This is a genomic window from Sphingobium sp. DEHP117, from assembly GCF_030867385.1.
In the GTDB taxonomy this organism is placed as follows: domain Bacteria; phylum Pseudomonadota; class Alphaproteobacteria; order Sphingomonadales; family Sphingomonadaceae; genus Sphingobium.
Map to the genome: position 1 here is coordinate 172,331 of NZ_JAPFBJ010000003.1, position 13,309 is coordinate 185,639.

At 61.9% G+C, this 13,309-nt stretch carries 12 protein-coding genes; 4 read left to right on the forward strand and 8 right to left on the reverse strand.

The features are described from left to right. Positions 1-105 precede the first annotated feature (105 nt). From OOT33_RS13300 to OOT33_RS13310, 3 genes are read right to left on the reverse strand one after another with little or no spacing between them, the layout of a single operon-like run. Positions 106-1,389: a 2-oxo acid dehydrogenase subunit E2 gene (locus OOT33_RS13300; RefSeq protein WP_307750504.1), complete on the reverse strand. Its 1,284-nt coding sequence runs from the start codon at positions 1,387-1,389 to the stop codon at positions 106-108. Continuing rightward, positions 1,389-2,393, reverse strand: a complete 1,005-nt coding sequence (locus tag OOT33_RS13305) for a transketolase C-terminal domain-containing protein (RefSeq protein ID WP_307751002.1) — start codon at positions 2,391-2,393, stop codon at positions 1,389-1,391. Before OOT33_RS13305 ends, OOT33_RS13300 begins: the two co-directional genes overlap by 1 nt. Before the next feature lie 10 nt (positions 2,394-2,403). After that, positions 2,404-3,633 carry a thiamine pyrophosphate-dependent enzyme gene (locus OOT33_RS13310; RefSeq protein WP_307750505.1) on the reverse strand — a complete coding sequence of 410 codons (1,230 nt, stop codon included), beginning with the start codon at positions 3,631-3,633 and terminating at the stop codon, positions 2,404-2,406. A gap of 283 nt (positions 3,634-3,916) precedes the next feature. Here OOT33_RS13310 and OOT33_RS13315 point away from each other — a divergent pair, with 283 nt between their 5' ends. After that, positions 3,917-4,387, forward strand: a complete 471-nt coding sequence (locus OOT33_RS13315) for an Lrp/AsnC ligand binding domain-containing protein (RefSeq protein ID WP_307750506.1) — start codon at positions 3,917-3,919, stop codon at positions 4,385-4,387. A gap of 30 nt (positions 4,388-4,417) precedes the next feature. Here OOT33_RS13315 and OOT33_RS13320 read toward each other — a convergent pair whose 3' ends face one another. From OOT33_RS13320 to groES, 4 genes are all read right to left on the reverse strand, one after another. Further along, positions 4,418-5,068, reverse strand: a complete 651-nt coding sequence (locus tag OOT33_RS13320; protein WP_307750507.1) for a peptidylprolyl isomerase — start codon at positions 5,066-5,068, stop codon at positions 4,418-4,420. Positions 5,069-5,088: 20 nt separating this feature from the next. Next, entirely contained in the window at positions 5,089-6,168 is a 1,080-nt protein-coding gene (locus OOT33_RS13325) for an AI-2E family transporter (RefSeq protein ID WP_307750508.1), read from the reverse strand. A gap of 202 nt (positions 6,169-6,370) precedes the next feature. After that, on the reverse strand, positions 6,371-8,020 hold the full coding sequence (gene groL / locus OOT33_RS13330; RefSeq protein WP_307750509.1) for a chaperonin GroEL: 1,650 nt from the start codon (positions 8,018-8,020) through the stop codon (positions 6,371-6,373). 72 nt (positions 8,021-8,092) lie between these two features. Beyond that, positions 8,093-8,380, reverse strand: coding sequence for a co-chaperone GroES (gene groES, locus OOT33_RS13335; protein ID WP_307750510.1), 288 nt, complete (start codon positions 8,378-8,380; stop codon positions 8,093-8,095). Positions 8,381-8,749: 369 nt separating this feature from the next. Between groES and OOT33_RS13340 the strand changes: the two genes are divergently transcribed. The 3 genes from OOT33_RS13340 (at position 8,750) to OOT33_RS13350 (ending at position 11,884) form a co-directional block, all read left to right on the forward strand. After that, complete coding sequence (locus OOT33_RS13340; protein WP_307750511.1) at positions 8,750-9,442, forward strand: hypothetical protein; 693 nt, start codon at positions 8,750-8,752, stop codon at positions 9,440-9,442. Positions 9,443-9,576: 134 nt separating this feature from the next. Next, positions 9,577-11,475, forward strand: a complete 1,899-nt coding sequence (sppA, locus tag OOT33_RS13345; RefSeq protein WP_307750512.1) for a signal peptide peptidase SppA — start codon at positions 9,577-9,579, stop codon at positions 11,473-11,475. Between the two features lie 10 nt (positions 11,476-11,485). Further along, a complete protein-coding gene (locus tag OOT33_RS13350; RefSeq protein WP_307750513.1) occupies positions 11,486-11,884 on the forward strand; it encodes a GFA family protein in 399 nt (132 codons plus the stop codon). A 17-nt stretch (positions 11,885-11,901) separates the two neighbouring features. Here the strand turns inward: OOT33_RS13350 and lpdA are convergent, their stop codons facing one another. Next, positions 11,902-13,302 (reverse strand): dihydrolipoyl dehydrogenase, encoded by a 1,401-nt coding sequence (gene lpdA / locus OOT33_RS13355; RefSeq protein WP_307750514.1) that lies wholly within the window; start codon positions 13,300-13,302, stop codon positions 11,902-11,904. Positions 13,303-13,309: the final 7 nt, after the last annotated feature.

The window sequence follows — 13,309 nt, forward strand, 5'->3', positions numbered from 1 at the left end:
CGTTGATGCGGCAACGTTATCGAGCCTGTTTTGGCGGTGCATTATGCAGATTGTAGCGCGCAAATACGGTGCGGGCTTTCATGACCGGGCGCCGCCGAGCTGAATTCAGCGAGCGAAGAGCCGGACAGGGGCTTCCAGCAGCGTCTTCAATGCTTGCGTGAAGCTGGCCGCATCCCAGCCATCGACCACACGGTGATCGCAGCTGATCGAGATATTCATAAGCTTGCGCTTCTCTATGCGCTCTCCGCCCAAACCATCGGGCACGAACATCGGCCGTTCGACGATCTTGTTCGGTCCGATGATGGCGACCTCGGGGCGGTTGATGACTGGTGTGGTCGCGATCCCGCCCAAGGGGCCGAGCGAGGTTATGGTCAGCGTCGAGCCGGAAAGCTCCTCCGAACGTGCCTTGCCGGTGCGTGCAACCTCCGCCAGCCGCGCGATCTCGGTGGCGAGCTGCCAGAGATTGAGCGCCTGCGCGCTGCGTACGACAGGAACCATGAGGCCCGCGTCCGTCTGTGTGGCGATGCCCATGTGGACCTCGCCAAAGCGCGTCACCACCCCCGCCTCGTCATCATAGCGCGCGTTGAGCATCGGGTGGTCGGGCAGCGTGTCGCAAATGGCGGCAATGAGGAACGGCAGGACCGTCAGGCGCGGTCGATCTCCCCTGCCCTCGTTCAGCTCGACGCGCATCGCTTCCAGTGCAGTGACGTCAACTTCCTCGACATAGGTGAAATGCGGGATGTGGCGCTTCGACGCAGCCATTTTCTCGGCTATACGGCGGCGCAGGCCGGCAACCTTGACGGTCTCGTCAGGCCGGATAGCGCCTGCGGAAGGTGCGCGATAGCCCTGGGCGCCGTGGTAGAGCAGAAAGCTGTCGAGATCGCCATGTCGGACGCGGCCATCGGCCGTCTTCACCTGCGAGAGATCCACACCCAGATCGCGCGCGCGGGCGCGCACCGAAGGAGCAGCCAGAACCTTGGCCCTGGCTCCAGAGTCTCCAGGCGGCGCAGACTGGGGCGCAGGTTGCGACGCTTCCGGCGCGTTCGCTGCTTCGGCATTCGTGGAAGCGTTCGGTGGCAGGGCAGGTGCATCGCACACCACGGGCTGCTCGGTTGCCACCGGCTCGGCGGCAACTTCCTGCGTATCCCCCTCGACCTCTATCACCACGAGTTCGGAGCCGATTGACACCTGATCACCCACAGCACCTGCCAGCCGCACGATCCTGCCCGCGACGGGGCTCTCGATCTCGACGGTGGCCTTGTCCGTCATCATGTCTACCAGCGGCTGATCCTCACCGATCATGTCGCCAACTGCGACATGCCAGTTTACAATTTCCGCTTCCGCTATACCCTCGCCGATATCGGGAAGCCTGAAAATATAGTCTGCCATCAGATGCTCACCACGCGCTTCAGAGCCTCGCCAACACGCTGCGGCCCCGGAAAATACTCCCACTCGAACGCATGCGGATAGGGTGTGTCCCACCCCGTCACCCGCTCGATCGGCGCTTCGAGTGCAAAGAAGCAATGCTCCTGCACCAGGGCCGCCAGCTCCGCTCCGAAGCCGCTGGTCCTCGTCGCCTCATGCACGATCACGCAGCGTCCCGTGCGCGACACCGACTCTACGATAGCATCGAGATCGAGCGGTATCAGCGTTCGCAGATCGATGATATCGGCGTCGATTCCGCTTTCCTGCGCTGCGCACAGCGCCACATGCACCATCGTTCCATAAGCGAGGATCGTGATTTCATCCCCTGCGCGTACCGTCCGCGCCTTGCCGAGCGGAACCGCATAATGCTCGGCCGGAACCTCGGCGTCCACATGCCCGGCCCAGCTTTGGACAGGGCGGTCGTGGTGCCCGTCAAACGGTCCGTTATAGAGGCGCTTCGGCTCAAAGAAGAGCACAGGGTCATCGTCCTCGATCGCCGCGATCAGCAGACCCTTGGCGTCGTAAGGGTTGGACGGAATGACCGTCTTCAGTCCGGCGACATGGGTGAAAATGCCTTCTGGGCTCTGGCTGTGTGTCTGCCCGCCATAGATGCCGCCGCCATAAGGCGAGCGGATCGTGATGGGAGACCACCACTCCCCACCCGTGCGATAGCGAAGGCGTGCGGCCTCGGAGACGATCTGGTCGGTGGCGGGATAGATATAGTCCGCGAACTGAATCTCGACGACCGGGCGCTTGCCATAGGCTCCCATGCCGATCGCCGTCGCGATGATACCGCCCTCTGAAATTGGGGCATCGAACACGCGCTGCTTGCCGTAACGCTGCTGCAAATGCTCGGTGGCGCGAAACACGCCCCCGAAGAAGCCGACGTCCTGGCCGAAGATCATCACATCCGGATCACGCGCAAGCGCCACGTCCATCGCGCTGTTGATCGCTTCGATCATACTCATCGAGGGCATGTCACACTCCTGCCTGCCGACGTTGCGCGCGCAGATGCGGCGGCATTTCGCGATACACATCGTCAAACATCGTCGCTGCGGGCCAACGGTCGCCCTCTTTCAGCGTCCCATAGCTTTCCGACAGCTTGCCGGCTGCACGCACCTCTTCGTCCAGCTCCTTCCTCAACGCCTCATGCCGGTCTTCGGACCAGTGACCCGAGACGATAAGGTGCTGCTTGAGCCGCTCGATGGGATCACCCAGCGGCCAGACGCTCGCCTCGCTGGCGGGACGATACCGCGTGGGGTCATCAGAAGTCGAATGCCCCTCGACGCGATAGGTGAACAGCTCGATGAGCGTTGGGCCAAGGCCGGATCGCGCCCGCTCCGCCGCCCAGGAGGTGACGGCATGGACGGCCAGGAAATCATTGCCGTCGACCCGCAGCGAGGGGATGCCAAAGCCCAGACCGCGCGCCGCGAAGGTTGTCACTTCCCCGCCAGCGATGCCCGAGAACGACGAGATCGCCCACTGATTATTGACGATGTTGAGGATGCAGGGGGCCTGATAGACACTGGCGAACGTCAGCGCATAATGAAAATCACCCTCGGCTGTCGCGCCCTCGCCGATCCATGCGGCAGACAGCCGGTCATTGCCGTCGGCCGCCGCCGCCATCGCCCAGCCGACCGCCTGGCTATATTGCGTTCCCAGATTGCCGGAAATCGAAAAGAACCCGGCCTCGCGGCTTGAGTACATGATCGGCATCTGCCGCCCTTTCAGGCGATCGCGGCTATTGGAATAGACCTGGTTCATCATCTCGACCAGCGGCCAATCCCGCGCGATCAATATGCCCTGCTGACGATAGGTGGGAAAGCACATGTCGTCGCGACGCAGCGCCATCGCTGCGGCGACGGCTACGGCCTCTTCCCCGGTCGACTTCATGTAAAAGCTGGTCTTGCCCTGCCGCTGAACCCGCACCATCCGCGTGTCATAGGCGCGGGTCAGCATCATCGCACGCAGTCCCGCCACCAGCTCAGCGGCCGATAGGCCGGGATCCCACTGGCCGCACACCTTGCCGTCGTCATCCAGCACACGGATCATCTGGAAAGCGCAGTCGCGTATGGCGCGCGGATCGACGTCAACCGGCGGCCTGCCCACGCTGCCCGCGGGCGGCACCGTGATGTGGGAAAAGTCCGGCTGTTCGCCCGGCCGATGCGCCGGCTCCGGAATATGCAGGCCCGTGCTGTTACGGATCATGATGCGAGGCCCTCCGCAGTGTGCGCAGTTAGGTCATCTACGAAGACTGAACTGCGCGCACTCAAATGGGTAGCCATCAAGCCCTCGATGCGCTTTTCGTCACCCCGCATGGGTAACCCTCGCACTACTTCAGATGACGGCTTCAGGCTCCGGCCCATAGGTTCCTCCATCTCCTTATAGCCGAATGTATCACAAAGACGTTTGAGAAAAATTGCCAAGGTTGCCTTGAAAAAGTGCTCATGCGAAAGCTTCTTTCTTTCTGAGATAACATGAGGAAGGAATCATGCTTCCAGAACTGGATTCGTACGACCGCCTCATTCTCTCGCTCCTGCAGGCCGATTCCTCCCGCTCCAACGCTGACATCGCAAGCGCCATCGGTCTTTCCGAGGCACCGTGCTGGCGGCGGGTGCAACGGCTCAAAAAGGAGGGGTACATCAAGGCGCAGGTCAGCCTGCTCGACCGCGAGAAGCTGGGCCTGAACATCCAGGTATTCGCTCTCATCAAGCTAACGGCGGTGGGGCGGTCAAACCTTTCCGATTTCGCAAGAGAAATCAGCGAATTCCCTGAAGTGCTCGAATGCTATGTCGTGATGGGCAATTCGGATTTTCTGTTGCGCATCGTCGCCAGCAATGTCCAGGCCTATGAACATTTCATGTTCGAAAAGCTTTCGCAGGTCCCGGGCGTTCAGGAGATCAACTCCCTCACCACCCTGTCGGAGATAAAGGTGACGACGCAGCTACCCATTGGTGCGTGAGGAGCCGGGATAAGCTCCCCATAATCAGCACTATGGTTTGGGTGTCGTCTCGACCCGCCGGGCCGAGGTGATACGGATCGGGTTGGCCAGCATCTGACCCGGCATGCCATCCTTCGCGCCCAGCGCGGGGTTGATCGGTCCGCTCAAGATCTTCATGACCACATCCATCCCCTCCACCACCCGGCCGAACGCGGCGAAGCCCTGATTGTCACCTGGTTTGCTCGGCTGGGCATCGAGGCTGGACATGTCCCCTACCACGATGAAGAAGTCGGACTGCGCGGTGCCGAGCGCGCGGTGAGCCATCGAAACAGTCCCCGTCTGGTGTGAAAGGCCGGTCTGCGTAGTCGGCTCGTGTGCAATCGGCGGAATGATTTTCTGCCCGGGCTTCATCACCCTGACGCCCGCCTGGATCAGGCCGAAATTCTCCGCGATATTGACGGCGCGATAGAAGGTCTGCCCGTCATAGCGGCGCTCATCGACATAGCGCAGGAAGTTACGGGTTGTGATGGGAGCGCGGTCCTTTTCCAGCTCAAGCACGATTGCACCCTCGCTGGTCTGAAGCGCGACCCGCACCACGGCGGGTTTGGGCTGGGGCGCAACGGCAGGCGGTGGCGATGCGGCGGGCGGGGTCTGCGCCTGCGTCTGCGCGGCGCTCACGAGCACGAGTGCGATTGCAGTCATCCAACGCCCACGCATCGCCTTCACCCTTCACCTCTTGCCTCGGGCGCTGGAGTGCGCGCCCGATCAGCTATGAATATTTCCCAGACCGACAGGAAGAAAGCCGCGATTACCGGACCAACGATAAGTCCCGACATCCCGAACAGTTCCAGTCCGCCAAGCGTCGAGATCAGCACCATATAATCAGGCATTTGCGTATCCCGCCCCACAAGAATGGGGCGCAGCAGGTTGTCGACCAGTCCGATGACGAACACGCCGCAGAATACCAATATGCCTCCCTTCAACACGGCTCCTGTCGCAAACAGGTAGATCGCCACCGGGACCCACACCACGGCGGTACCCAATGCGGGGATCAGCGAGAGGAACGCCATCAGCACGCTCCAGAGCAGCGCGCCGCCAATGCCGAGCGCCCAGAAAATGATGCCGCCGAGGGCACCCTGCACGATGGCCACGACCATATTGCCCTTGATGGTGGCTCGGACCACTGCCGCAAACTTCTCCGCGAGCGCTGCGCGGCGGGAGGGGTGGAGCGGCACTGCATCTATCACCTTGCGGGACATGGGCGTCCCGTCGCGCAGCATGAAGAAGCTGAGGTAAAGCATCACCGCCAGCGCCAGCAGGAAAGACGCTGCGCGTTGACCGACGCTCAGGGCCTGCGCCGCCAGCGTCTGAAAACTGCTGGAAAGTAATCCGCCAAGTTGCTCCCTAATCCCATCCAGATTGCCCCAGCCCACACGGTTGAGCTGAATGCGCGCCCAGCGTGGCAGCGCATGACGGACTTGATCGAAATAGTAGGTGAAGTCGATCTTGCCAGTCTGAATACCCTGATAAAGGAGCGCCGCTTCCTGGAGCAAAAAGCTCATCAAGACCATCAACGGCACGATGAACACGGCTATCAAGGTTATGAGGCTGATGGCGGCCATACTGTTGGGACGATCCGGCCGCCAACGCATCAGTGCGCGCTGCATGGGCGTGAGCATGATCGCCGCGACTACCGCCCACAGGATCGCATCAAAGAATGTTGCCACCAGCCACAGGAACAACAGCGTGGCACCGAAGACCAGCCCCAGAAACACGCGGTCCTCGAAACGACGGTTCATCATGGCGCACTCCTGCCGACTGCCGCTCACTTCGATGAGCCCCATGATTCTCGCATTCAGCACTTCAGCCAAAAACGATCATGGGCTTGCGTGATGCGAAAGGCAGCGCGCGCAGTCAATGCCGGTGGCGGCGCTTGCCAAAAAAAAGAGGCCGGAGACGCTGTGCGCATCCCCGGCCCCCTCTTTCAGATGACTGCGAAAGGACTTAGAAGTCCATGCCGCCCATGCCGCCCATGCCGCCGGGCATGCCGCCGCCCATTGCCGGGGCCTTGTCTTCCGGCGCGTCGGCGATGGTCGCCTCGGTGGTGATGAGCAGACCGGCCACCGAAGCAGCGTCCTGAAGCGCGGTGCGCACAACCTTGGTCGGGTCGATAACGCCGGCAGCCTTCAGGTTCTCGTAGGTGTCGGTCGCGGCGTTGAAGCCCTGCTCTTCCTTGGCTTCGCGCAGCAGGTTGCCGGTAACGACCGCACCGTCATGGCCGGCATTCTCGGCGATCTGGCGTGCGGGGGCGAGGATCGCCTTGCGGACGATGTCGATACCGCGGGTCTGGTCGTCGTTTGCGCCCTTCAGGCCTTCAAGAGCCTTGGTGGCATAAAGCAGCGCGGTGCCGCCGCCGGGGACGATGCCTTCCTCAACCGCAGCGCGGGTAGCATGAAGCGCGTCGTCGACGCGGTCCTTGCGCTCCTTCACCTCGACCTCGGTCGCACCGCCAACCTTGATAACGGCAACGCCGCCAGCGAGCTTCGCAAGACGCTCCTGCAGCTTTTCCTTGTCATAGTCCGACGTGGTGATCTCGATCTGCTTGCGGATCGCCTCGACGCGACCCTTGATCGACTCTGCATCACCCGCGCCATCGACGATGGTGGTGTTGTCCTTGTCGATGGTAACGCGCTTGGCGGTGCCGAGCATGCCGACGGTGACGTTCTCGAGCTTGATGCCGAGGTCCTCGGAGATCATCTCGCCCTTGGTCAGGATCGCGATATCCTCGAGCATCGCCTTGCGGCGATCGCCGAAGCCGGGAGCCTTGACAGCGGCAACCTTGAGGCCGCCGCGCAGCTTGTTGACGACGAGCGTGGCCAGGGCCTCACCTTCAATGTCCTCTGCGATGATGAGCAGCGGACGGCCCGACTGCACGACCGCCTCAAGGATCGGCAGCATCGACTGGAGGTTCGAGAGCTTCTTCTCGTGGATCAGGATGTACGGGTCAGCGAGTTCGACCTGCATCTTTTCCGGGTTGGTGATGAAATAGGGGCTGAGATAGCCGCGGTCGAACTGCATGCCCTCAACGACATCGAGTTCGAACTCGAGGCCCTTGGCTTCCTCGACGGTGATCACGCCTTCCTTGCCGACCTTTTCCATCGCCTCGGCGATCTTCTCGCCGACTTCCTTGTCGCCATTGGCCGAAATGATGCCGACCTGGGCTATTTCGTTGGTGCCGGAAACCGGGGTGGAACGGCCTTTGAGGTCTTCAACGACCTTGGCAACTGCCTGGTCGATGCCGCGCTTCAGGTCCATCGGGTTCATGCCCGCAGCAACCGACTTCATGCCCTCGCGCACGATCGCCTGCGCCAGAACGGTGGCGGTCGTGGTGCCGTCACCGGCCGCGTCGTTCGCCTTGCTGGCGACTTCGCGGATCATCTGCGCGCCCATGTTCTCGAACTTGTCCTTCAGCTCGATTTCCTTGGCGACGGTAACGCCGTCCTTGGTGATGCGGGGAGCGCCGAAGCTCTTGTCGATGACGACATTGCGGCCCTTGGGGCCAAGCGTTACCTTCACCGCGTCGGCGAGGATATCGACGCCGCGCAGGATGCGCTCACGGGCGTCGCGGGAGAATTTTACGTCTTTTGCAGCCATGGTTATAACCTCTGCTTTCTGAATTATGAGGGTTTAAGCTTAGTTCAGCCCAGGATGGCGAGGCCGTTGGCCTTAGCCAACGATGCCCAGGATATCCGACTCTTTCATGATGAGCAGGTCTTCGCCATCAACCTTGACCTCGGTGCCGGACCACTTGCCGAACAGGATGCGGTCGCCGGCCTTGACGTCCAGCGGGGTAACCTTGCCGTCCTCGGACTTTGCACCGGAACCGACGGAGACAACCTCGCCTTCCTGCGGCTTTTCCTTGGCGGTGTCGGGGATGATGATACCACCTGCGGTCTTTTCCTCCGCCTCTACGCGGCGGACCAGAACGCGGTCATGCAAAGGACGAAATCCCATATAATTGCCTTTCCCTTTCCAATGGAGACCCCTAACCTCCTGTCACCCATCCACCTGCCAAAGGCGATGCCGGGCGGAGCGGACCCCCAGACAAACTGCGATTAGCACTCTCGGCCTGAGAGTGCTAGCGGCCCGTATATGGGGCGACTTTCCAACCTATCAAGGGGCGGGTTAGGAATTTTTTGCAGCGTTGCGGTTATTGGGACCATTGATGTGGATGGACAACAAGTCACTGATTTTGCTTAGACGACTTGTCTCACGAGGACGATTTCTATGCTTTACCTTTGGAGGTCCGGCGATTATGCCCCGTCCCGGGACGCATAAGGTAACAATCATCCAGCGTAACAGCATTCATCAAAAGGGAAGTTCATGAAGAAATCACTGGCATTCATCGCCGCCATGTTGGCGGCGACCACCTCGTTTGCGGCCTATGCAGCCGATGGCGACAACGCGCGCCTCAGCGTCGGCGTCACCGGCGGCACGCTCGGCGTCGGCCCCGAGGTGGGCTATCGCGTCTCAGAAATGTTCGGCGTGCGCGCCAACGCTACGTTCCTCAGTGTCAGCCACAATATTGATTCCGACAACATCACCTATGATGGCAAGGTCAAGCTGAAGTCGGGCGGCGTCATGGTTGATGTCTATCCGTTCGGTGGCGGCTTCCGCCTGTCTGGCGGCCTGCGGCTCAACGGAAACAAGGCACGCGGCATCGGCATCGCCAACAATGGCGCCAGCTACACAATCAACGGTCAGACCTACACCACGACCGAAATCTCGTCGGTGCGCGCGGATACGGACATCAAGGACGTCGCCCCCGCGCTCACGCTGGGATATGGCGGTGGCCTGTCCAGCGGGCTCGTGTTTGGTGTTGAGGCGGGCGCGTTGTTCCAGGGTCGGGTGAAGATCAAGCCGTTGACCATCACCGGCACCTGCGCGACCTCAAGCTCCGGGGCATGCGCGACAGTTCTCACCAACCTCGAAGCCGAACGCCAGAGCGTCAACGACGACATTGATGGCTACAAGGTCTATCCGATCCTGCAACTCACGATCGGCTATCGCTTCTGATCAGCACAACAGTGTAGTTCAACCCGTCGATGCGCAAGGTCTGACCTTTGCGTGTCGGCGGGTTTTCCTTTGCGGCCAACGCCGCGACACGGTAGAGCCGCACAGAAGCGACCATTTATCGCCGGAGCCACCGCATGACCTTCCTGAAAGCCATCTGGCGCATCATCATGGGCGTAAAGGATGTGCTCGTCCTGTGCTTCCTGCTGCTGTTCTTCGGCGGTCTCTATGCGATACTGAGCATGGCACCGGGCGAACGTCCGCTGCATACACATGAGGGGGCGCTGTTGCTCGACCTCAACGGCAGCTTGGTCGAACAACCCCAGGAGACGGACCCATTTTCGGCGCTGATGGGCAGCGATGCGCCGGTGTATGAATATCGGCTGCGCGATGTCGTGAGCGCGCTGGACGCGGCCCGCACGGATGCGAAGGTCAAAGCCGTCGTACTCAATCTCGATGGCTTCTCAGGCGGCGGGCAGGTGGCGCTCATGCGGGTAGGCAAGGCGCTCGATGCCCTGCGCGCCGCGAAGAAGCCCGTGCTTGCCTATGCCACGCTATACACTGACGACAGCTACATGCTTGCCGCGCATGCCAGCGAAGTCTGGCTCAATCCGCTGGGCGCTGTGGGACTGAGCGGGCCCGGCGGTTCCATGCCCTATTTCAAGGGATTAATCGACAAGCTTGGCATCGTTGCGCACATCTATCGCGTGGGCACCTATAAGAGCGCGGTCGAGCCATTCATGCTCAGCGCCCCCTCGCCCGAAGCAAAAGCCGCCAGCCAGGCGCTGGCCGATACGCTGTGGGCCAACTGGCAGGCCGATGTCGCCAAGGCCCGCCCACGCGCGAAGATTGCCACTTATGCCGCCGCACCCGTTCAGTTGGTAGAAGCCGCAAAAGGTGACCTGTCACAAGCGGCGGTCTCAGCCGGGCTGATCGACAAGCTGGGCGACGAGCGCGCCTTTGAAGATCGAGTCCTTGCGCTCGCGGGGGAAGCGCCCTCCATGCAGGAGGGGCCGGCCTTCGCCGCTATCACCCTCGCAGATTATGCGCGCGCGCATCGCAATGCACGGGATGGCCAGATTGGGGTCGTCACGGTCGCCGGCGATATTATGGACGGCGAAGCCGGCCCCGGCACCGCAGGGGGCGACAGCATAGCAGCGTTGATAGACGATGCGCTGGAAAATGACGATCTGAAGGCGTTGGTGGTGCGGATCGACTCCCCTGGCGGGTCGGTGCTGGCATCGGAGCAAATTCGCACCGCGCTTGCCGCCGCGCGGGCAAAGGGCATTCCTGTCGTCGCCTCGATGGGCGACGTCGCGGCGAGCGGCGGATACTGGATCGCTACGGCTGCGGACCGTATTGTCGCCGAGCCCTCGACCATCACCGGTTCGATCGGCGTGTTCGGCATCCTCCCGAGCTTTGAAACCATGCTCGGCAACATCGGCATCACTACCAGTGCTATTAAAACGACCCCGCTCTCAGGCGAGCCGGATGTGTTGGGCGGCATCGGTCAGGATTTCAGCCGTATCTCCCAGCTCGGCGTGGAAGACATGTATCGCCGTTTCCTTACGCTGGTGGGGCAGGCGCGCAGGAAGACGCCCGAACAGATTGACCGCATTGCGCAGGGCCGGGTGTGGGATGGCGGCACCGCGCGCCAACTCGGCCTGGTCGACCGGTTCGGCGGGGTAGAAGACGCAGTTGCCGAGGCCGCCCGGCTGGCGAAGATTGACCCTGCCATGGCGCGGCCGCTCTACATCGATCCGGAGCCGGACCCGTTCACTGCCTTCATCGCACGCATGACCGGCGAGGGCGAGGCGCGCACGCACGCCAGAGCCGCTTCACGTGATCTTGTCGGCTATCAGGTGGCAAGACAGCGGACGATGCTATTCCGTATGCTAGCCGATGCGCGCATGATGGCTGAAGGGGGATCGATCCAGGCGCGTTGCCTGGAGTGCGGCACGTTCGAAGCACCGGCGCCCACCCAGCGCGCGGGCGAGAACGGCCTACTGGCGCTTCTCTCTCGGCTTTTGGGTTAAGGAGCGGAGCATGGCTCAAACAATCACCGGATCATGCCTTTGCGGCGCCTGCAGCTATAGCACCGAGGCCAGGCCGATCGACATCCGCGCGTGCCATTGCACACTGTGCCAGAAAGCGACGGGCGCGCCCTTTTACGCCCGCGTTCGGGTTCCGCTGGATAGCGTGACCATTAACGGCCCAGTGGGCTGGTATCACAGCTCGCCCGATCTGCGGCGCGGCTTTTGCCCACGTTGCGGGACCAGCCTGTTTTCGGAACGCGCCTCGGCCAACAGCATCGGCCTCTGCATGGGCAGCCTGAATGATCCGAACCGATTCCACCCGACCGAGCATATCTGGGTGTCGAAAAAACAGGCCTGGCTCACTCTTGCGGACGACCTGCCTTGTTATAACGAGGCACCGCCCGCCTAGGCGGCCGCGACGCGTCATCATATGTGGATGGGCTTGCCCTGCACCGCCATCGCCGCCTCTTTCACCGCTTCGCTGTGCGTCGGGTGCGCGTGGCAGGTGTAGGCGATGTCCTCGGATGACGCGCCGAATTCCATCGCCTGAGCCGCCTGGGCGATCATCGTGCCAGCAAGCGACGCGATGATGTGCACGCCCAGCACCCGGTCCGTATCAGCCTCGGCGATGATCTTGACGAAACCGTCCGGCTCATCGTTCGCCTTGGCACGGCTGTTCGCCATCATCGGGAACTTGCCGACCTTGATCGCTCCCTTGGTCTTGGCCTGCTCCTCGGTGAGCCCGACGCTGGCAATCTCCGGCTGTGTATAGACCACGCCCGGAATCACGTCATGATTCACGATACCGGTGAGGCCAGCGATGTTTTCCGCCACCGCGACGCCCTCGTCCTCCGCCTTGTGCGCGAGCATCGGCCCGGGGATCACATCGCCGATCGCCCATACGCCGGCGACCGAGGTGGCGAACTCGTGATCAGTCTCGATCTGCCCGCGCGCGTTGAGGCTAAGGCCGATCTTGTCCAACCCAAGCCCATCGGTATTCGGCTTGCGGCCGATCGCGACGAGCACGACATCGGCCTCCATGCTTTCTCCCGTGCCGCCCGTAGCTGGTTCGATGCTCACAGTCGCCTTTTTGCCTTTCACGGCGACGCCCGTCACCTTGGTGCCGGTCTTGATCTCGAAACCCTGCTTTTTGAAGATCTTCGCTGCGTCCTTGCGGACATCGTCGTCCATGCCCGGCAGGATCTGATCGAGATATTCGACCACTGTCACCTTCGCACCCAGGCGCCGCCATACGCTGCCCAGCTCCAGCCCGATCACGCCGCCGCCGATCACGACAAGATGCTCCGGCACCTTCGCCAGCGCAATCGCCCCGGTGGAATCAACGACCACACCCTTGGCGTTGTCGATCTCCACACCGGGAAGCGGGGTTACAGACGAGCCGGTGGCAATGACGATGTTCTTCGCGGTCACGGTCTTGCCTGCAACCTCAACACTGTGGGCATCCTGGAAGCTGGCGTGACCTTTCAACCAGTCGACCTTATTCTTTTTGAACAGAAACGCGATGCCGCCGGTGAGCCCCGAGACCACCTTGTCCTTCTCGCCCATCATTGTCGGCAAATCGAGCGATGCGCCGGAGACATTCACGCCGTATTTGGCGAGCATGCCAGAGTTCACCTCCTCGAACTTTTCCGACGCATGGAGCAGCGCCTTGGAGGGAATGCAGCCGACATTGAGGCAGGTGCCGCCCAGCGTCTCGCGGCTTTCCACGCAAGCGGTCTTCAACCCCAACTGTGCCGCACGGATCGCCGCGACGTAGCCGCCGGGGCCGGCGCCGATAACGAGGACGTCATAGTCATAGTCGGCCATGTCGGGC

Coding starts and splice junctions, on each gene's coding strand:
- OOT33_RS13300 (WP_307750504.1), bottom strand. CDS start 1,389: ATGGCAGACTATATTTTCAGGCTTCCCGATATCGGCGAGGGTATAGCG.
- OOT33_RS13305 (WP_307751002.1), bottom strand. CDS start 2,393: ATGAGTATGATCGAAGCGATCAACAGCGCGATGGACGTGGCGCTTGCG.
- OOT33_RS13310 (WP_307750505.1), bottom strand. CDS start 3,633: ATGATCCGTAACAGCACGGGCCTGCATATTCCGGAGCCGGCGCATCGG.
- OOT33_RS13315 (WP_307750506.1), top strand. CDS start 3,917: ATGCTTCCAGAACTGGATTCGTACGACCGCCTCATTCTCTCGCTCCTG.
- OOT33_RS13320 (WP_307750507.1), bottom strand. CDS start 5,068: ATGACTGCAATCGCACTCGTGCTCGTGAGCGCCGCGCAGACGCAGGCG.
- OOT33_RS13325 (WP_307750508.1), bottom strand. CDS start 6,168: ATGATGAACCGTCGTTTCGAGGACCGCGTGTTTCTGGGGCTGGTCTTC.
- groL (WP_307750509.1), bottom strand. CDS start 8,020: ATGGCTGCAAAAGACGTAAAATTCTCCCGCGACGCCCGTGAGCGCATC.
- groES (WP_307750510.1), bottom strand. CDS start 8,380: ATGGGATTTCGTCCTTTGCATGACCGCGTTCTGGTCCGCCGCGTAGAG.
- OOT33_RS13340 (WP_307750511.1), top strand. CDS start 8,750: ATGAAGAAATCACTGGCATTCATCGCCGCCATGTTGGCGGCGACCACC.
- sppA (WP_307750512.1), top strand. CDS start 9,577: ATGACCTTCCTGAAAGCCATCTGGCGCATCATCATGGGCGTAAAGGAT.
- OOT33_RS13350 (WP_307750513.1), top strand. CDS start 11,486: ATGGCTCAAACAATCACCGGATCATGCCTTTGCGGCGCCTGCAGCTAT.
- lpdA (WP_307750514.1), bottom strand. CDS start 13,302: ATGGCCGACTATGACTATGACGTCCTCGTTATCGGCGCCGGCCCCGGC.